This is a genomic window from Roseateles sp. (assembly GCF_965229315.1).
In the GTDB taxonomy this organism is placed as follows: domain Bacteria; phylum Pseudomonadota; class Gammaproteobacteria; order Burkholderiales; family Burkholderiaceae_C; genus Pelomonas.
The window spans coordinates 3,158,569-3,176,596 of sequence record NZ_CBDDJA010000002.1; the positions used below are offsets into that span (position 1 = coordinate 3,158,569).

Below are 18,028 nucleotides of genomic sequence, written 5' to 3' on the forward strand. Positions count from 1 at the left end.
CGCTGACGCGCGCGCAGAATTGCCAGCATGGCCACCAGACAACCTCCCCGGCAAGTGCCCCCGCCCGACCGCCGCGAGGGCGACCGCCGCGGCAGCTATGCCCGCTTCATCCCCGGCGAGGAGGTGCAAGGCGCCAAGGCCTGGAACCTCGACAACCTGGGCAGTGCCGCGCCGTCGCCGTTCGCCCCGATGCGCCCGGGCACGCCGGCGCCGCCCCCGCCGGCCGCCGCGGCACCGGTGCAGCCACCACCGCCGCCCGAGCCCAGCGCGCAGGAGCAGTTGCATGCTGCCCGCCAGGGCGGCTACCAGGATGGCTACCGCGACGGCATGGCCGCGCTCGACGCCTTCAAGCACAGCTTCGCCCAGCAGATGAGCGCCCAGCTGGGCACGCTGGTGAAGAACTTCGACACCGGGCTGCGCGAGCTGGAAGACGACATGGCCGCGTCCGTCGCGCGCATCGCCGTCGAGCTGGCCCGCCAGGTCGTGCGCAGCGAGCTGGCGCAGCGGCCCGAGCTGATCGCGCGCGTGGCGCATGACGCGGTCGAGGCGCTGCAGCTCAGTGCCCGCCACGTGCGCGTGCGCGTGCACCCCGACGACTTCCCGCTCGTGCAGCAGGGCGCCGGCACCGAGATGCAGGCCCGCGAGGCGCAGCTCATCCCGGACCTCGAAGTGCCGCGTGGCGGCGTGAAGGTGGATGCCGACATCGCAAGCGTCGATGCCACGCTGGCGACGCGCTGGCAGCAGGCGGCGGCGGCGCTCGGCCAGACCTCCATCTGGGAGGACCGCCGCGGCGGCGAGGACGACGAGTGAAGGCGCGCTGGCAGCAATACCTGGCCGACCTGGAGACCCTGGCGGCCAATGCGGCGCCGCTGGAGTCGCAGGGCAAGCTGGTGCGCGTGGCCGGCCTGGTGCTGGAGGCCACCGGCATCAAGGTGCCGATGGGCTCGGTGTGCCGCATCCACATGCCCAGCAGCGGCAACAACCCGCGCCGCGGCGCGGCGCCGGTGAACGCGGAGGTCGTCGGCTTCTCGGGCGACCGGGCCTACCTGATGCCCACCGACGAGGTGCAAGGCCTGTCCAGCGGCGCCAGCGTCGTGCCGCGCCAGCTGCCGCCGCTGGCACCCAGGCTGGGCCAGCCCCTGCACCCGTGGCGCCGCGGCGAGGACCGCGGCCTGCACCTGCCCATGGGCGACGGGCTGCTGGGGCGTGTCGTGGACCCGCACGGCCACCCGCTGGACCGCCGCGGCGAGCTCGGCGCCATCCACAACGAGCCCATGGTGCGACGCCCCATCAACGCGATGGACCGCGACCCCGTGCGCACGCCGCTGGACACCGGCGTGCGCGCGATCAACGCGCTGCTGACCGTCGGCCGCGGCCAGCGCCTGGGCCTGTTCGCCGGCACGGGCGTCGGCAAGTCGGTGCTGCTGGGCATGATGGCGCGCTACACGCAGGCCGACGTCATCGTCGTGGGGCTCATCGGCGAGCGCGGCCGCGAAGTCAAGGAATTCATCGAGGACATCCTCGGCGAGGAGGGGCTGCGGCGCAGCGTGGTCGTCGCCGCGCCCGCGGACGCACCGCCCCTGATGCGCATGCAGGGCGCGCACTACGCCACGGCCATCGCCGAGCATTTCCGCGACGAAGGCCGCCACGTGCTGCTGCTGATGGACTCGCTGACGCGCTACGCGATGGCCCAGCGCGAGATTGCGCTCGCCATCGGCGAGCCGCCCGCCACCAAGGGTTACCCGCCGAGCTGCTTCGCCAAGCTGCCGCAACTCGTCGAGCGCAGCGGCAACGGCCTGGCCGGCGAGGGGTCCATCACCGCGTTCTACACCGTGCTGACCGAAGGCGACGACCCCCAGGACCCCATCGCCGACGCGGCGCGCGGCATCCTGGACGGCCACATCGTGCTCTCGCGCGACCTGGCCGAGGCCGGCCACTATCCTGCCATCGACATCGAGCGCTCGGTGTCCCGCGTGATGACCAGTGTTGCACCCCAAAACCAGGTCGATTCCGCGCGTCGCTTTCGCCAGCTTCTGGCGAAATACAACAAGGCCCGCGACCTGATCCAGCTTGGTGCCTATGCCCCGGGCAGCGACCCCGAGCTGGACCTGGCCGTGCGCCTGCATCCGGACATGACGCGGCTGCTGCAGCAGGACATGCACAGCCCGGCACTTCTTCACGCCAGCGTCAGCCAATTGCAGGCCGTGGTCCAAGGCGCCTAAACCTCGGGGCGGCGCCCGCCGATATTGACTGAGCACCCGGCCGCCGGCCTGGGTGCACGCTGGAGAGTGGTACATGAGTTCATCGACGCTGAGCCTGCTGCTGGAACGTGCCGAAGCCGAGCGCGACGCCGCCGCACAGGGTTTGCATGCCGCCAGTGCCCAGGCACAGGCCGCACGCACCCAGCATGGCGAGCTGACCGGCTACCGCCAGGACTACCAGCAGCGCTGGACACAGACCTTCACCCGGGCGACCACGATGGACATCGTCGGCTGCTACAACAGCTTCGGCCAGCGCCTGGACCAGGCGGTCGACACGCAGGGCCACGTGGCCACCCATGCCGACCAGCGCCAGCACCGCGCCCGCGAGGCGCTGCGACAGGCCGAACTGCGCGTGGCCGCGCTGCGCCAGTTGATCGCCCGCCGCGAGGCCGACGCCGCCAAGGCCGACCAGCGCCGCGAGCAACGTGCCGCCGACGAGTTCGCGGCCCGCGCGCACCTGCGCCGCACGGCCGACATCTGAACGCGGAGGTCGCAGCCATGATCAGCAACAACGCCACCGTCGCCCCCAGGCCGGCCGCCCTGCCCCCTGCGGCCACCGCCCTGCCTTCCGGCAACGGCAGCGCGTCCGTCAACGGCCAGAGCTTCACGCAGTTCCTGAGCGAGCAGCCGTCGATGCAGCCGCCGCCGGCTCAGGCCGAGCCCGCACCGACCAAGCCCGAAGCGCCGCCCCAACCTGCGCCGCAGGCCCCGCCGGCGCCCGACGGCCCCGATCCGAACACCACGCGGCTGAACCGGGACCGCGGCCTGGTCAAGAAGCCGGTCACGCCGATCAAGGTGGGGCCAGACACCGCCGCGGCCTCGGCCGCCAAGACCGACAAGGCGGCCGCCGCCCGCAAGGACGTCGACGCCACGACCGACGCCAAGCTCGACACGGACAAGGCGGACACGACCGACGACGCACCCGAAACCTCGGGCCTGACGGAATTCACCCAGCTCATCGGCCTGGCCACTCCGGCCCAGGCCGCAGCGCCCGCCGACGCCACGGTCGCTGCGACGGCTGCCAGCCTGCTCCAGGCCACCCAGGCCGAGCACGCGTCGCGTGGCCGCAGCGACGCGGCTGCCGACGACGACACCGACACGGCGGTCCGCGCCGACGCGTCCGACACCCGCACCGGTCGACAGCCGACGGAGCGCCGCCCGGACGCACCCATCCGGCTGGCAGATGCGTCGCAGCGCGGCAAGCCCGTCGAGGCGTTCGGCGACAAACCCGATGGCCGGTCCGTCGCCGCCAGCCCCACCGACGCGCTGCAGACCGCGCCTGCGGCGACTGCATCCACCCCACCCCAGACCGCCGCGACGCCCGGCGCCGGCACACCCAATTTCGCGGCCCTGCTGGCCCAGGGTCTGCCCGGCCACGCCGCACCAGCCGACCTCACCACCGTCAGCGGCACCGCCTACGGCCAGGTCCAGGCACCCGTGCACAGCAGCGCCTTCGGTGCCGAGCTGGGCGCGCGCGTCAGCCTGCTGGCGGTGGACGGCCTGCAGACCGCCGAACTGCAGCTCAATCCGGCCGACATGGGGCCTGTGGCCGTGCAGATCGTCGTGGACGGCTCGCAGGCCCAGGTGTCCTTCCATGCCGCCCAGGCCGAGACGCGCCAGGCCCTGGAGCAGAGCATGCCCGACCTGGCCGCCGCGCTGAAGGGCCAGGGGCTGACGCTGTCGGGGGGCGGTGTCTTCCAGCAGGCACCGCGCGACGCCAACCCTTCTGCCGGCGCAGCCGGCGATGACCAGCCGGCCCGCCGCACGTCGCGCGTCGGCGGCGGCGTCGACTCGTCCGCGGCGGCAGGCGCCAGCACCCCCACGCGGCGAACCGTCGGCCTGCTCGACACCTTCGCGTGATGCTGAAGCGGAAATAGGCACGCGCTGCTCAAGCTAATCCACGCATGCCCGGCAGACCCCGGGTCAATAATCGGCTGATGAAGCGCCCACGGTGAGTGGGCGATGCCTTTCAAGGAGTTCTCATGGCGACTGCGCCGGCTGCCGAACAGGCCGCGCCCAAGGGCGGCGGCAGCAAGAAGCTGATCATCATCCTGGCCGCCGTGCTGGTGCTCGTGCTGGTGGGTGGCGGTGCGGCCGTCATGCTGCTGAAGAAGAAGCCTGCCGCCGAGGACGAGGACGGCGCGGAGACCACCGAGGCCCCGGTCAAGCCCAAGGCGCATGCCAAGAGCGACCATCCGCCCACGTTCGTGCCGCTGGACCCCTTCACGGTCAACCTGGCCGACAAGGACGTGGACCGCTTCGCGCAGATCGGCGTCACGCTGCAGGTCGAGGACCCGAAGTTCGCCGACCAGATCAAGGCCTACATGCCCGCCATCCGCAGCAACGTGCTGATGGTGCTGGCGCACAAGACCGCCGTCGAGCTGCTGACCCGCGAGGGCAAGGAAAAGCTCGCCAAGGACATCATGCGCGAGTCGGTGCGGCCGATGGGGATCGAACTGGACGACGAGGACGAGGAAGAGGCGCCGGCATCCGCCGCACCGAAGAAGAAAAAGAAGAAGAAGGCCCACGTCGAGAGCCCCATCACCCAGGTCCTGTTTTCCAACTTCATCGTCCAATGATGTCCGACTGCACCGACTTCGTCGCCCACCCCGCCCACGGGGCCGCAGGCCGTGACGCCACGGGAGACCTGGCATGAACCAGCAGATCCTGTCCCAGGACGAAGTCGATGCGCTGCTGCAGGGCATCACCGGCGAGAGCCAGAAGCTCGAGCAGGAGGAGGAGCAGGTCGGCGGCATCCGCGAGTACAACCTCGCGAGCCAGGAGCGCATCGTCCGTGGGCGCATGCCCACGATGGAGATCATCAACGAGCGGTTCGCGCGCAACATCCGCGTGGGCCTGTTCAACTTCATCCGCAAGAGCCCCGAGGTCGCCATCGGCGGCATCAAGGTGCAGAAGTACAGCGCCTTCCTGCGCGAGATCGTCGTCCCGACCAACTTCAACATCGTCTCGGTGAAGCCGCTGCGCGGCAACGGGCTCATCGTCTGCGATCCGACGCTGGTGTTCGCCGTCATCGACTCGCTGTTCGGCGGCATCGGCAAGTTCCATGCGCGCATCGAGGGCCGCGACTTCTCGCCCACCGAGCAGCGCGTTATCACCCGCATCGTGGAAGTCATCCTCCACGAGTACCACAAGGCCTGGAAGGGCATCTATCCGCTGGAGCTGGAATACCAGCGCTCGGAGATGCAGCCCCAGTTCGCCAACATCGCCACGCCCAGCGAGATCGTCGTGTCCACGTCGTTCACGCTGGAGATCGGCGAGACCAGCGGCACGATCTACTTCTGCATCCCGTACTCCACGCTGGAGCCCATCCGCGACGTGCTGTATTCCACGACGGTGGGCGATTCCGCCGAGCCCGACCGGCGCTGGATCAACCTGATGAAGACGCAGATCCAGGCCGCCGAGGTGGAACTGGTCGCCGAGCTCGGCACCGCGCCGGCCACGGTGGAGCAGTTGCTGGCCTTCAAGCCGGGCGACTTCATCGAACTGGACCTCGAACCCGTCATCCAGACCAAGGTGGACGGCGTGCCGGTGTTCGACTGCCACTACGGCACGTCCAACGGCAAGTACGCCCTCAAGATCGACAAGATGCTGACCGGCTCTCAGGAGAGCTGGCTGGGAGCCAAACATGAGTCCTGATTCACCCAGCCAAGAAGAACAGGATGCGATGGCGGCCGAATGGGCCGCGGCGCTGGCCGAAGCGGCCCCTGCCCCGTCCGTCGCGTCCGAAGTCGCCGAGGCGCCCGAGCAGGTGTCCACGCCCAGCTTCGCCAATTTCACGCCCACCCACGCGGGCGGACCGGCGGGCGACATCAACATGATCCTGGACATCCCCGTCCAGCTCACCGTCGAACTCGGCCGCACCCGCATCCCGATCAAGAACATCCTGCAGCTGGCGCAAGGCTCGGTCGTCGAGCTGGACGCGCTGGCCGGCGAGCCCATGGACGTGCTCGTCAACGGCTACCTGATCGCCCAGGGCGAGGTGGTGGTGGTGAACGACAAGTTCGGCATCCGGCTGACGGACATCGTCACGCCCTCCGAGCGCATGCGCCGCCTGTCCAAGTCGGCCTGATCTGTCGCCCGGTCGCCGGACAAGGGCAGCTTTGCGCTGCCACTTGGGGCGTTCGGACGCTCAAGTCGGTCCGCAGAATGCCGAGGCATGAACACCGCCGGCCTGCTCCCCTTCCTCTGGTTCCTCGGCATCGTCGCGCTGATCCCGGTCGCGCTGTGGCTGCTCAAGCGCACGCCGATGGGCGGCGCGGCGGCGGCCGGCGTGCTGCGCCTGGTGGCCCAGTTGCCCACGGCGCCCAACCAGCGACTGCTCGTCGTCGAGGTCGGCCAGGGCGAGGACCGGCGCTGGCTGGTGCTGGGCACCACGGCGCAGAGCATCACCACGCTGCACGTCATGCCGCCGCAGGCCGAGCCTGTCGCACCCGCCTCGTTCGCCAAGCTGCTGAGCAAGGAGCGCCAAGATGTCTGAGCCCCTCGCGCAGCCGACGCAGCGGCTGCCCTTCGGCAGGCACGACGAGTCCTCAGGACTCACCGTGTCCGGCCTCAGCCCCCGAGGGGACGGCGATGCTTGCGGCGTCCAGCCGCAAGCACATCGCCCGCGGGCCGGCTTGGGGCGGCCCGGCGCTCGGCCCTCGGCTTCACACGCCGCGGGCCAACTGAAGTCGGTGCTGGGGCTGGCGCTGCTGGTTGCGGCAGGCGGTGCCCTCGCCCAGGCCCAGACACCGCCGGCCACGCTGCCGCTGCTGATCGGCCAGGGCAGTGGCGGCGGCAACTATTCGGTGCCCATCCAGACGCTGCTGTTCTTCACGGCCCTGGGCTTCCTGCCGGCGGTCATCCTGATGATGACGGCGTTCACGCGCATCGCCATCGTGCTGAGCCTGATGCGCCAGGCGCTGGGCACGCAGGCCGCGCCGCCCAACCAGGTCATCGTGGGCCTGTCCCTGTTCCTGACCTTCTTCGTCATGAGCCCGACGCTGGACAAGGTCTATGCCGAGGCCTGGCAGCCCTACAGCGCCGGGCAGATCCAGTTCGACGAGGCCTTGAAGCGCGCCGAGGTGCCAATGCGCGGCTTCATGCTCAAGCAGACCCGCCAGGCCGACGTGGCGCTGTTCTCGCGGCTGGCCAAGCTGGAAAGCAGCGTCAAGCCCGAGGACGTGCCCTTCAAGGTGCTGGTGCCGGCGTTCGTCACCAGCGAGCTGAAGAGTGCCTTCCAGATCGCCTTCCTGGTCTTCATCCCCTTCCTCGTCATCGACATGATCGTGGCGAGCGTGCTGATGAGCCTGGGGATGATGATGCTGTCGCCCGTGCTCGTCGCCCTGCCCTTCAAGCTGATGCTGTTTGTCCTGGCGGACGGCTGGAACCTGCTGCTCGGCTCCCTGGCTGCCAGCTTCGTGACCTGATGCCCTCGCGGAACAGACGATCGAACGCAACGAGCCGCGCCGTCACCCACTGACTGAGACCCATGGACGCACAACAAGTCTTCACCTTCGGCCAGCAAGGCCTGTACATGCTGATGCTGGTGGCCGCACCCATCCTGATCGTCGTGCTGCTCGTGGGCGTCACCGTCAGCGTCTTCCAGGCGGCCACGCAGATCAACGAGGCGACGCTGTCCTTCGTGCCCAAGGTGGTCGCCGCGATCCTGACGCTGGCGGTCGCGGGGCCCTGGATGGTGACGGAACTGGTGGAGTACATCCAGCGCACGTTGATGACCATTCCGTCGGTCGTGGGCTAGGTCATGCGGCCCCTCGCCCTGTCTTGCCCAGCCGAACGTGGCCCAGCGCACGGCCCGCGGGTTCAAACGCTGCGGTGACCTGACGTGTTTTCAGTCACCGAAGCCCAACTGCTCGCGTGGTTGAACCCGCTGCTGTGGCCATTCATCCGCACGCTGGCGCTGTTTGCCGGCATGCCCACCTTCAGCCAGCGCAACGTGCCGCTCAGGTTGCGCGTCGGCCTGTCCCTGTTCATCGCCGTCGCATGCCAGCCTTCTCTGCCCCAGATGCCGTCGATGCCTCTGGACTCGCTGCCCCTGCTGACGCTGCTCGTGGCACAGCAACTGCTGATCGGCCTGGCCATGGGCTTCGCGGTGCGCATCGTGTTCGCCGCGCTGGAGTTCGCGGGGGAAGTCATCGGCCTGCAGATGGGGCTGAACTTCGCCGGCTTCTTCGACCCAGGCACCGGTGCCCAGGGCACGGCCAGCGCGCGCTTCTTCGGCAGCATGGTCGCGTTCCTGTTCATCGCCATCAACGGCCACCTGCTGCTCATCAACGCGCTGGTGCAGAGCTTCCACGCCTTCCCGGTGGGTGCCGAGCCCTTCGCCTTCCTGCGCGTGGCCATGCCGCAGCAATGGGGGGCGGAGATCTTCAGCATCGGCCTGTGGATCGCCCTGCCGCTGATCACGATGCTGCTGTTCGTGAACCTGGTGCTGGGCGTGATCTCACGCGTGGCGCCGCAGATCGGCGTGTTCTCCGTGGGCTTTCCGCTGACGGTCAGCGTGGGCCTGATCGGCATGGTGGCCACACTGCCGCTGATGCAGACGCCGTTCACGGTGGCGCTGGAGCGGCTGCTGGCGGCGTTCTCCTAGGCGTGTCAGCACAACGGCTTGTCCGCCGCGCCTGCAGTTCATCCGGCGCAGCTCGCGCTTGATCGCAGGCGCCTGGAAGCGCGGCGGCTCAATGCCGAAACTGGCTCCATCGAACAAGCCATCACGCGGTTCGACACCCACCCCAAGGAGCGCACCATGAACCTGCACACCGCCTTCACCGCCGCCGTCCTGGCCTTCTCCGCCGTCGCCACCCAGGCCGCCCCGCAGGCCACCGTCAAGCTGGAGCGCGTCGTCGTCACCGGCAAGGCCACGCAGATCGCGCAACTGCCCCGTGTCGTCGTGACCGGCTATGCGCAACGTGAAGTCGCCCAACTGCCGCGCGTCGTCGTCACCGGCTACAGCGCAGCCACGCTGGCCCGCCAGACGCTGGCGGCCGCCCAGAGCCCCGTGAAGCGCGGCTGAACCAGGCCTCGTCCGCAGATGCGATCGACACCTTTTTCCACCACCGCCGAGCCGAACCGCCAGTGCTGCTGAGTCAGCACTGCCGATTCGGCTCGCTCGGTTTGCGCGACCCCCTCAGGCGCGGCGACGGCGCAGCACCGCCAGGCCCAGCAGGCCCGTGCCCATCAGCAGCCAGGTCTGTGCCTCCGGCACGGCGCTGACGGTCAGGCCCGACAGCGTGCCGTTGTAGGTGCCCAGCAGCGTGGCCGCACCTGTGCTGAGGTTGATGCTGTAGATGCCGGTCGCCAGCGACGTGCCCGCATCGACGTTGAACGCGGCGAAGGCCTGTCCGGCGCCTGTGATCTCGAAACCATTGGCCTTGAGCACATCCACACCCAGCGAACCCACGGTCGTGATGGTCGGCGTGTTGAACGCCGTGGTCGCCATCGCCAGCGTGTCGTTGTTGGCGTCGATGTAGTACAGCGTCGTGCTGGCCGGCGCACTGGCGGGCAGCAGCATCGAGTTGCTGTAGGCCACGCCGGAATAGCCAGGGGCGATGGTGTTGGCTTCGTTGCCGACCAGGCCGGTCGCCGCGTTGATCGCAAAGTTGCCGCCGGCCGAGCTCACCAGCCGCAGCGATGCCGCCGTGCCGAAGTCGGCCACCGGGTTGAAGTCGATGCCGTAGCCGAGGTTGGCCTGGATGACCGGGCTGCTCAGCGCCGCCACGAAGGTGGCCGCGCCCGTCATCTCGTCGATGGTGTAGATCCGGTTGGACAGGCTGATGCCGTACACCTTGCCGTCCTTGGGCCGGATGTCGATGCCCACGAAGCGGTCGCCGTCGGCGAGGCCCGTGATGTCGATGTTGGTGGCCGCGCCGATGTTGGTGGTGTCGAAGCGGCTGAGCTGGTTCTGGCTGTTCAAGCCGATCAGCGTCACCGCCTGCGAGGACGCGCAGGCAAGAAGGGCAACGGCAGCGAGTGAATGGCGAAGGGCGGAAGGCATCGGCGGCTCCTGTGTAAAGAAATGTGGGCAGACCCCGTTCCTTACGCCCCCAACACGGAGCCGGATGCACGATCCGGTGCCTCCCCCTAGTTCGACTGGATCACAGCTCGCGCAGCGCCGCCGTCACCGGCAGCGAAGCCGCCCGCACCGCCGGGAACAGGCCACCCACGAAACCGATGGCCAGCGCCCACTTGATGCCTTCCCACAGCAGGCCGGGCGACACGCGCAGGCTGAAGCTCAGCTTGCCGACCGAGCCGGCCGCCATCGTGGAGGCCTCGAAGCCGTTGAAGACCGCCCAGGCCAGCAAGCCGCCGATGGCCCCGCCGATCAGCGCCAGCAGCATGGTCTCCAGCATCACGGCCACGACGACCGGCATGCCGCGAAAGCCGATGGCGCGCAGCGTGGCGATCTCGCGGGCGCGCGTGGCCACGGCCGCGAACATCGTGTTCAGCGCGCCGAACAGCGCCCCCACGGCCATGATGGCGCCCACGGTGATGCCGATGATGCGCAGCACCTTGGTCATCTGCTCGCTCTGCTTGGCGAAGAAGTCCAGCGTGGTGCTGGCCTTGACCTTGAGCTGCGGGTTGGCGTCGAGTGCGTCGCTGAAGGCCTTGATCGCCGCCGGGCTGTCCAGCTTGACCGTGGCCGAGTTGCGGCCGCTGCCGCGCTTGTAGGCGTCGTTGACGACGTTGGCATCGGCCCACAGCTCCGACTCCATCGCGTCGCCCGACGCGAAGATGCCGACGATGGTCCACGGCTGGTTGCCCAGCTTCAGCGTGCCGCCCACCTTCAGCCCCTCGAACTGGCGCACCGCGCCCTTGCCGATGACCAGCTCGCGCAGCCCCGGCTGGAAGGTCCGGCCTTCGATGATCTTGACGTTGGGCCGCACGACGAACGCCGCCTCGCTGATGCCGCGCACCTGCGCGCTGCCTTCGTCGCCCGTCTTGCTGCCCCTGACCGGCAGGTTGGCCGCCGCCACCGTCTCGGCCGAGATGATGGGCTCGCCCTTGGCGTTGCGGGCCACACCCGGCGCCTGCTCGATCTGCACGATGTCTTCCCGGCTCAGCGAGGACGACACCTCGTTGGCCGACGCGCCGCGCATGACGATGGCCGTGTCCAGGCTGCCCGAGTTGCGCAGCGTCTGCGCATAGCCCTCGGCCATGGCCAGCAGCGCCACCAGCACGCCCACCACGCCGGCGATGCCCACGACGATGACGGCCGACGAGCCCAGCCGCTGCGTCAGCGTGCTGATGCCCACCGCCGCGACCGAGCGGGTCTGCGCGCCGCTGCGGAACAGGAACATCCACAGCGCCAGCAGCACGGCGAGGGCCAGCGCGCCCTGCCAGGGCATTGCGACCCATGCAGCGAGCATGACGGCCACCAGCAGAAAGAGTCCGAGGTTCTTCAGGAACTTCATGGTCAGGCCCTCCCTGCCAGCGCATCGGTGATGTTGATGCGCATCGCGCGCAAGGCCGGCAGGGCGCCAACCGCCAGGCCGAACAGCAGCGCCAGCCCGACACCGATCAGCCAGCTGATGACGCCGGCGGCGGGCAGGTTCAGCGCCCCGCCACTGCCCGCGCTGACGATGGGGCCGATGACACTCGCCAGCCCCAGGCCCACGACGCCGCCGATCAGCAGCAGCAGCACCGACTCGGCCAGCACCATGCCCAGCACGCTCTCGCCGGAGAAGCCCAGCGTCTTCAGCACCGCGATCTCGCCGGTGCGCTCGCGCACGGCCTGCATCATGGTGTTGCCGGCCAGCAGCAGCAGCGTGAAGAACACGGCGCCCATGATGGACGTGACGATGAGGTTGATGTCGGCCACCTGCTTCATCCAGCTGGACATGGCGGCCTGCTCGGTCAGCGTGCGCGTCTCGTGGTCGGAGTTGGCCGAGATCGCGTCGATGGCCTTGAGCACGCGGTCGGCCTGGTTCACGTCCTTCACGCGCGTCACGTACCAGCCCACCTGGCCCTGGTTCCACGGCGTGGTGTCGTCGAAGTACTTCCAGTTCAGCAGGAACATCTGGTCCCACCAGCCGCCGGCCTTCTTGTCGGCCACGTGGATGATGCCGACGATGGTGAAGGGCCAGTTCTGGCTGCCGTTCTTGTCCGGGAAGATGGTGGACTGCATGGGCACCTGGTCGCCCACCTTCCAGCCGAAGCGCTTGGCCAGGCCTTCGCCGATGAGGGCGCCATTCTTGGTCTCGGCAAACGCCTTGCGGTGCTCGGCGGAGACTTCCATCTCCGGGTAGATGTCCAGGTAATTGGGCGCCACGGCGAAGCTGAAGACCTGGTTCTCGGGCTTTTGATAGGCACCGCCGAACCAGTTCGCGAAGGTCACGTCCTTGACGCCGTCGATCTGCTGGATGCGGTTGCCCAGCGACATGGGCAGCAGCTGGATGAAGCTGAGCTTGGAGCCGGTCTGCAGACGCTGTGCGCCGTTGGCGCTCTGCCCCGCCTGGTCGAAGCCGACGCGCACCGCGTCCAGCAGCCCGAACAGCAGGAAGGCCGTGATGATGGACACCAGGGTCAGGAAGGTGCGCAGCTTGCGCCGGAACAGCGCCGCCCAGATGAGGTGCAGGTATTTCATCGCGTCACCTCGCGGCTCAGGCCAGCGCTTCGGCCGCCGTGACCAGCGTGCCCTTGTCCAGGTGCAGCGTGTGGCTGGCGCGGCTGGCGGCCTTGGGGTCGTGGGTCACCATGACGATGGTCTTGCCGTGCTCTCGGTTGAGCACCTGCAGCAGCGTCAGCACGTCCTCGGCGGACTGGCGGTCCAGGTCACCGGTGGGCTCGTCGCAGACCAGGAGCGTCGGGTCGGACACGATGGCCCGGGCGATGGACACGCGTTGCTGCTGGCCGCCGGAGAGTTCCGTCGGCTTGTGCGAGGCGCGGTCCGCCAGGCCCACGAGCTGCAGCGCGATGGCCGCGCGCTTCTTGCGCCCGGCGGCCGACAGTTTGGTCAACAGCAGCGGCAGCTCGACATTCTTCTGCGCCGACAGCGTCGGCATCAGGTTGTAGAACTGGAACACGAAGCCGACCTTGGACGCCCGCCAGCGCGCGAGCTGGGCGCCGGAGAACTGGTCGATGCGCTCGCCGGCCACGCTGATCGCGCCGCCGCTGGGTGCATCCAGCCCGCCCATCAGGTTCAGCAGCGTCGTCTTGCCCGAGCCCGACGGGCCCATCAGCGCGAGGAAGTCGCCCTGGCTCACGTCCAGGTCGATGTGGTGCAGCACCTCGACCTTCTGCTTGCCGCGGGTGTAGACCTTGGACAGGTCGCGGATCTCGATCAGTGCAGTCATATCAGCTCTCCATTGCGCATTCGCGGCGCCGACGCCGCATGACACGTTGTGCTCCGGGCCAAGCGCTGGGCCGCTCCCGAGCCGGCCTGCCTGTCGACGCTTGCGGCTCAATGCCGTGTGCGCCGGCGTCCCGCCGGGGGACAGACGCGGGCTTCATCTCAGTCCTTGCCCACGATCTGCGAACCCTGCTTCATCTCCGCTGGCGGCGACAGCACGACGGCTTCGCCCGCCTTCAGCCCGCTGGTGGCCAGCTTGAACTTGCCCACGTCGGCGCCGAGCTTCACGGCGCGCTGCTCCACGCGGTTGTCAGTCGCGACGAACACCGCATCGGCACCGTCACGCTGCGTCACGGCCTCGGGCGGCAGCAGCACGCCGGGCACCGGCGCGGTCTGACCCTTGGGCTTGGCGGCCAGGAAGGTCACGCGCACGCCCATGTCGGGCACGACGCGGTCGTCCTTCTGGTCCAGCGCCACGCGCACCTTGACGGTCGCCTTGCCGCGGTCGGCGCTGGGGATGACGGCCACGACGTGGGCGGGGATCTTCCAGTCCGGGTAGGCGTCCAGCACGGCCTCGCAGGGCATGTCCGGCTTGACCTGGGCGATGTAGGCCTCGTTGACGTCCACGCCCACTTCCAGCGAGTCCATGTCGACGATGGTGCCCACGCCGGTGCGCGTGAAGCCGCCGCCGGCCGACAGCGGCGAGATGATCTCGCCGACCTGCGCGGCGCGCGCGGTGACGACGCCGTCGAACGGCGCGCGCACGGTGGCGTAGTCGAAGTTCACGCGCGCCTGCGTCACCTGCGCCTGGGCGGCCTCGACCTGGCGCTGGGCCACCTCGATCTGGGCCGTGTAGGTCTTCACGGCGGTGGCCGTCTGCTCCTGGCTCTGGCGCGTCGTCATGCCGCTGGCGGCCAGCTCGGTCTGCCGCCGCGCGTCGGCCTCGGCCTGCGCGAGCTGCGCCCGCACCTGGCCCATGGACGCCTGCGCGCTGCGCGCCTGCGCCTCGGCGGCGGCCAGGCCGGCCTTCAGGCCGCTGTCGTCCAGCCGCGCCAGCACCTGGCCCTTCCTGACCTTGAAGCCTTCGTCGATGAGCACCTCGGTCAGCGTGCCGGTGATCTGCGCCGACACGGTCGCCATGCGCCGCGCCGTCACATAGCCCGTGGCCTGCAGCACGGCGTCGGCGGACGGCCCCTGGCCGTTGGCGCGCACCGTCGCCGTCTGCACGGCAATGGGCTTGTTGCCGGCCAGCAGCCACCAGGCCGCGCCGCCGGCCACGGCCAGCGCGATGACTGCAGCAGCGGTGCCCCAGACCCACTTTGGCGGGCCGCCGCCCTCGTGGTCTTCGCGATGCGCGCTGTCGATGCGCAGCTCTTTGAGCAATCCGGTATCGATGACGCGCCCCTAGAAGGTTGACCTGCTTGGATTCGGCCGGATTGTGCACAGCCGCGGGCGCGACACAACGCGGGCTTTCGACGAACGGCGGCCCGCGCCGCTGAACGGCGAGCAGACGCGCCGAATGGCGACCGGCGTCGGCAGAGGCTAGCTCTCGACCAGCCCGTTGCGGATCGCGTAGACCGTCAGCTCGGAGTTGTTGCCCAGGCCCAGCTTCTCCAGCACGCGGGCGCGGTAGACGCTGACCGTCTTGGGGCTGAGCATCAGCTCCTCGGCGATGTCCGACAGCCGCCTGCCCGAAGCGATCATGACCAGCGTCTGCAGCTCGCGATCCGACAGCTTGTGGTGGGCCTGCTCGGTGACGGACGCCGTCAGGCTCTCGACCAGCATCTGCGCGATCTCGGGCGTCACGTACTTGCGGCCCTGGGCAACCGTGCGCACGGCCTGCACCAGCGTGGCAGGATCGCCGCCCTTGTTGACGTAGCCGTAGGCGCCGGCACGCAGCGCGCGGATGGCGTACTGGTCCTCGGGATACATCGAGACGATGAGCGTGCGCACCAGGTTGCCCTCTTCCTTGAGCACATGCAGCACGTCCAGGCCGGAGCGGCCCGGCATGTTGATGTCCAGCACCAGCACGTCGCACGGGGCGTCCTTGCCCAGGGTGTGCCCCAACGTGTGGAACAGGCCGCGCAGCTCCGTGTAGTCGCCCGCCTCGCCGACGACCTCGATGTCCTGGGCATCGGCCAGCGTGTCGCGGATGCCGCGGCGGATCAGGCCGTGGTCGTCGCAGAGGATGACCTTGATCATGCGCGTCCCCAGATCGAGGGGCCGCCATCGTCGCGGCCGAAGTCGGTGGCGTCGTCCAGCGCGTCGATGGCTTCGGAGGCCAGCGGCACGGTCAGGATCAGGCTGGTGCCGCCACCCGGGTGGCTGGACAGGTCCACCCAGCCGCCCACGGTGGCTGCCCGCTCGTGCAGGCCGCGGATGCCGAAGGAGCGCTCCTTGGCCAGGTCGCCCGGCGCGATGCCGCGGCCGTTGTCGCAGATCTCCAGCGTCAGCACGCCGGAGTCCAGGCTGAGTTCGATGTCCACGCGCGTCGCGCCGGCATGCTTGGAGACGTTGGTCAGCGCCTCCTGCGCGGTGCGGTAGGCCACCAGCGGCACGCCGGACGGCAGCGCCAGGCGCTCCTCGCCGATGCGCAGGCCAGCCTCGATGCCGGTGCGGCGCTCGAAGCGGGCCGTCATCCACTGCAGTGCAGCCACCAGCCCCTGCTCCAGGATGGCGGGGCGCAGGTTGTGCATGATGCGCTGGCTGGCGTCGATGGCGGCGTTGACCGTCTCCAGCGCTGCGGCGACGCGCTGGCGGACCTCGGGCTCGGTGGCGTGGCGGTCGATCCAGGCGAGGTCGAACTTGACGGCCGTGAGCGAGCCGCCCACGTCGTCATGGATCTCGCGGGCGATGGCCGCGCGCTCCATCTCCACGCTGGTCTGCAGGTGGCCGGCCAGTTCGTGCAGGCGCTGCTTGGACTTGACGAGCTCGTGGTCGGCCGCGACGCGCGCGCGCTGGCTCTCGGCCGCGTCGATGGCATGCGACAGCGCGGGCGCCAGGCGGTTGAGGTTGTTCTTCAGCAGGTAGTCGGACGCACCGTTGCGCATCGCCGCCACCGCCGTGTCCTCGCCGATCTCGCCGGAGACCAGGATGAAGGGCATCAGCAGGCGGCGCGCCTTCAGCGCGTCCAGCACCTCCAGGCCCGAATAGCCCGGCAGGTTGTAGTCCGAGATGATCGCGTCCCAGGGACGATCCAGCGCCGCCAGCACTGCAGGCAGTGAATCGAGCCTCTCCATCGCCACCTTCATGCCGGCGCGGGTCAACTGCGCCAGGATGAGTTGGTGATCGAGCTCGGAATCCTCGACATGCAGCACACGCAGGGCACGTGCGGGCTGCTCCACACCAGAAATCGTCATGGGGCCGCAGTATGCCGCCCCCGGGGTGTGCCGTCCGGCGCCACACCGAACGCGCGTCAGACCGGTAATACCGCTCGTTCTCATGACATCTCACCGTCGACAGGGTAGGAAAAAGAGTCGAACATGCCATGATGCATTGGCCCTGAGCGACTCCCGCAGGGCCGGTTTAAAGGAAGCTGGCATCCCTCGCGGAGACACGATGCACACTGAATCAACCACCGCAGCCGATTTCGACGCAGCCGTGGCCGCCATGCCGCTGCTGGCAGCAGCGGAGTTGCAGGATCACCTGATGACGGTGGCCCACGACCTCGAACGCCTGCAGCGTCTGCTCGACGATGCGGGTGAGGCTTTGTCCGCCCACTTTTACAGCGCGTCCAACCAGGTCATGACGCTGCTCAGCGGCAGCGACGGCAGCCCCGCCTCGGAAGGCCTGAAGCAGATCATGCAGGACGTGGCCGGCGCGATCACCGCGCTGCAGTTCCAGGACATGGCCACCCAGCTCATCGCCCACACCAGCCAGCGGCTGCGCAACTGCTCGGACCAGCTGGCCCGCGACACGTTCGGCGCGGATGACGAGGACGGCGCAGCCGTCGTCGAGATCGCGCCGCTGCGGCCCAATCCGGTCACGCAGGACGAGATGGACGCCGGCTCCATCGAACTTTTCTGATCCCCGTTCACTAAGCCCCCAGGCAACACACGTTCTCTCGGAGAAAACTCAAATGCACTCAATCCTTGCTGTCGACGATTCGGCCTCGATGCGCCAGATGGTGGCCTTCACGCTCAAGAACGCCGGCTTCAACGTGGTGGAAGCAGTGGATGGACAAGATGCCTGGGAAAAGTCCGGTCAGCGTGATTTCGACCTGGTCCTGACCGACCAGAACATGCCGCGCATGGATGGCATCAGCCTGACCAAGAAGTTGCGCGAGAACCCGAAGTTCAAGAGCACGCCCATCCTGATCCTGACCACCGAGTCCAGCGACTCGATGAAGCAGGCCGGCCGCGCCGCCGGCGCCACGGGCTGGCTGGTCAAGCCGTTCGATCCAGCCAAGCTGATCGAAGTGATCGGCAAGGTCATTCGCTGAAGCCGGTTCCAAGGGAGC

At 69.0% G+C, this 18,028-nt stretch carries 21 protein-coding genes; 14 read left to right on the forward strand and 7 right to left on the reverse strand.

Annotated features, from left to right (window positions below; translation table 11 throughout):
* Positions 1-27: 27 nt before the first annotated feature.
* From ACO07H_RS19495 to ACO07H_RS19550, 12 genes are all read left to right on the forward strand, one after another.
* Positions 28-810, forward strand: a complete 783-nt coding sequence (locus ACO07H_RS19495; protein WP_422017196.1) for a FliH/SctL family protein — start codon at positions 28-30, stop codon at positions 808-810.
* Positions 807-2,222: a flagellar protein export ATPase FliI gene (gene fliI / locus ACO07H_RS19500; RefSeq protein ID WP_422017198.1), complete on the forward strand. Its 1,416-nt coding sequence runs from the start codon at positions 807-809 to the stop codon at positions 2,220-2,222. The genes ACO07H_RS19495 and fliI overlap by 4 nt, the downstream gene beginning before the upstream one ends.
* Before the next feature lie 73 nt (positions 2,223-2,295).
* Positions 2,296-2,742 carry a flagellar export protein FliJ gene (fliJ, locus tag ACO07H_RS19505; RefSeq protein WP_422017200.1) on the forward strand — a complete coding sequence of 149 codons (447 nt, stop codon included), beginning with the start codon at positions 2,296-2,298 and terminating at the stop codon, positions 2,740-2,742.
* A 17-nt stretch (positions 2,743-2,759) separates the two neighbouring features.
* The gene (locus tag ACO07H_RS19510; RefSeq protein ID WP_422017202.1) at positions 2,760-4,121 is read left to right on the forward strand and encodes a flagellar hook-length control protein FliK; all 1,362 of its coding nucleotides are present in this window, start codon (positions 2,760-2,762) and stop codon (positions 4,119-4,121) included.
* Positions 4,122-4,243: 122 nt separating this feature from the next.
* Positions 4,244-4,840: a flagellar basal body-associated FliL family protein gene (locus ACO07H_RS19515; protein WP_422017204.1), complete on the forward strand. Its 597-nt coding sequence runs from the start codon at positions 4,244-4,246 to the stop codon at positions 4,838-4,840.
* Positions 4,841-4,913: 73 nt separating this feature from the next.
* Complete coding sequence (gene fliM, locus ACO07H_RS19520) at positions 4,914-5,918, forward strand: flagellar motor switch protein FliM (protein WP_422017206.1); 1,005 nt, start codon at positions 4,914-4,916, stop codon at positions 5,916-5,918.
* The gene (gene fliN / locus ACO07H_RS19525; protein WP_422017208.1) at positions 5,908-6,351 is read left to right on the forward strand and encodes a flagellar motor switch protein FliN; all 444 of its coding nucleotides are present in this window, start codon (positions 5,908-5,910) and stop codon (positions 6,349-6,351) included. The genes fliM and fliN overlap by 11 nt, the downstream gene beginning before the upstream one ends.
* Positions 6,352-6,438: 87 nt before the next feature.
* Positions 6,439-6,759: a FliO/MopB family protein gene (locus ACO07H_RS19530; RefSeq protein WP_422017210.1), complete on the forward strand. Its 321-nt coding sequence runs from the start codon at positions 6,439-6,441 to the stop codon at positions 6,757-6,759.
* Complete coding sequence (fliP, locus tag ACO07H_RS19535; RefSeq protein ID WP_422017212.1) at positions 6,752-7,690, forward strand: flagellar type III secretion system pore protein FliP; 939 nt, start codon at positions 6,752-6,754, stop codon at positions 7,688-7,690. Before ACO07H_RS19530 ends, fliP begins: the two co-directional genes overlap by 8 nt.
* Before the next feature lie 62 nt (positions 7,691-7,752).
* The gene (gene fliQ, locus ACO07H_RS19540; RefSeq protein WP_422017214.1) at positions 7,753-8,022 is read left to right on the forward strand and encodes a flagellar biosynthesis protein FliQ; all 270 of its coding nucleotides are present in this window, start codon (positions 7,753-7,755) and stop codon (positions 8,020-8,022) included.
* An 84-nt stretch (positions 8,023-8,106) separates the two neighbouring features.
* Positions 8,107-8,871 carry a flagellar biosynthetic protein FliR gene (fliR, locus tag ACO07H_RS19545; RefSeq protein ID WP_422017216.1) on the forward strand — a complete coding sequence of 255 codons (765 nt, stop codon included), beginning with the start codon at positions 8,107-8,109 and terminating at the stop codon, positions 8,869-8,871.
* Positions 8,872-9,027: 156 nt separating this feature from the next.
* Complete coding sequence (locus ACO07H_RS19550) at positions 9,028-9,294, forward strand: hypothetical protein (RefSeq protein ID WP_422017218.1); 267 nt, start codon at positions 9,028-9,030, stop codon at positions 9,292-9,294.
* A 114-nt stretch (positions 9,295-9,408) separates the two neighbouring features.
* Here ACO07H_RS19550 and ACO07H_RS19555 read toward each other — a convergent pair whose 3' ends face one another.
* From ACO07H_RS19555 to ACO07H_RS19585, 7 genes are all read right to left on the reverse strand, one after another.
* Positions 9,409-10,275 (reverse strand): DUF4394 domain-containing protein, encoded by an 867-nt coding sequence (locus tag ACO07H_RS19555; protein WP_422017220.1) that lies wholly within the window; start codon positions 10,273-10,275, stop codon positions 9,409-9,411.
* A gap of 100 nt (positions 10,276-10,375) precedes the next feature.
* Positions 10,376-11,692, reverse strand: a complete 1,317-nt coding sequence (locus ACO07H_RS19560) for an ABC transporter permease (protein WP_422017222.1) — start codon at positions 11,690-11,692, stop codon at positions 10,376-10,378.
* Between the two features lie 2 nt (positions 11,693-11,694).
* Entirely contained in the window at positions 11,695-12,864 is a 1,170-nt protein-coding gene (locus tag ACO07H_RS19565) for an ABC transporter permease (RefSeq protein WP_422017224.1), read from the reverse strand.
* Between the two features lie 16 nt (positions 12,865-12,880).
* Positions 12,881-13,573, reverse strand: a complete 693-nt coding sequence (locus ACO07H_RS19570; RefSeq protein ID WP_422017226.1) for an ABC transporter ATP-binding protein — start codon at positions 13,571-13,573, stop codon at positions 12,881-12,883.
* A 158-nt stretch (positions 13,574-13,731) separates the two neighbouring features.
* On the reverse strand, positions 13,732-14,952 hold the full coding sequence (locus ACO07H_RS19575; RefSeq protein WP_422017228.1) for an efflux RND transporter periplasmic adaptor subunit: 1,221 nt from the start codon (positions 14,950-14,952) through the stop codon (positions 13,732-13,734).
* 159 nt (positions 14,953-15,111) lie between these two features.
* A complete protein-coding gene (locus ACO07H_RS19580; RefSeq protein WP_422017230.1) occupies positions 15,112-15,771 on the reverse strand; it encodes a response regulator in 660 nt (219 codons plus the stop codon).
* The gene (locus ACO07H_RS19585; protein ID WP_422017232.1) at positions 15,768-16,928 is read right to left on the reverse strand and encodes a response regulator; all 1,161 of its coding nucleotides are present in this window, start codon (positions 16,926-16,928) and stop codon (positions 15,768-15,770) included. The genes ACO07H_RS19580 and ACO07H_RS19585 overlap by 4 nt, the downstream gene beginning before the upstream one ends.
* 199 nt (positions 16,929-17,127) lie before the next feature.
* Between ACO07H_RS19585 and ACO07H_RS19590 the strand changes: the two genes are divergently transcribed.
* Together ACO07H_RS19590 and ACO07H_RS19595 are read left to right on the forward strand one after the other, a co-directional pair.
* On the forward strand, positions 17,128-17,595 hold the full coding sequence (locus tag ACO07H_RS19590) for a hypothetical protein (RefSeq protein ID WP_422017234.1): 468 nt from the start codon (positions 17,128-17,130) through the stop codon (positions 17,593-17,595).
* Positions 17,596-17,647: 52 nt separating this feature from the next.
* Complete coding sequence (locus ACO07H_RS19595) at positions 17,648-18,010, forward strand: response regulator (RefSeq protein ID WP_422017236.1); 363 nt, start codon at positions 17,648-17,650, stop codon at positions 18,008-18,010.
* Positions 18,011-18,028: the final 18 nt, after the last annotated feature.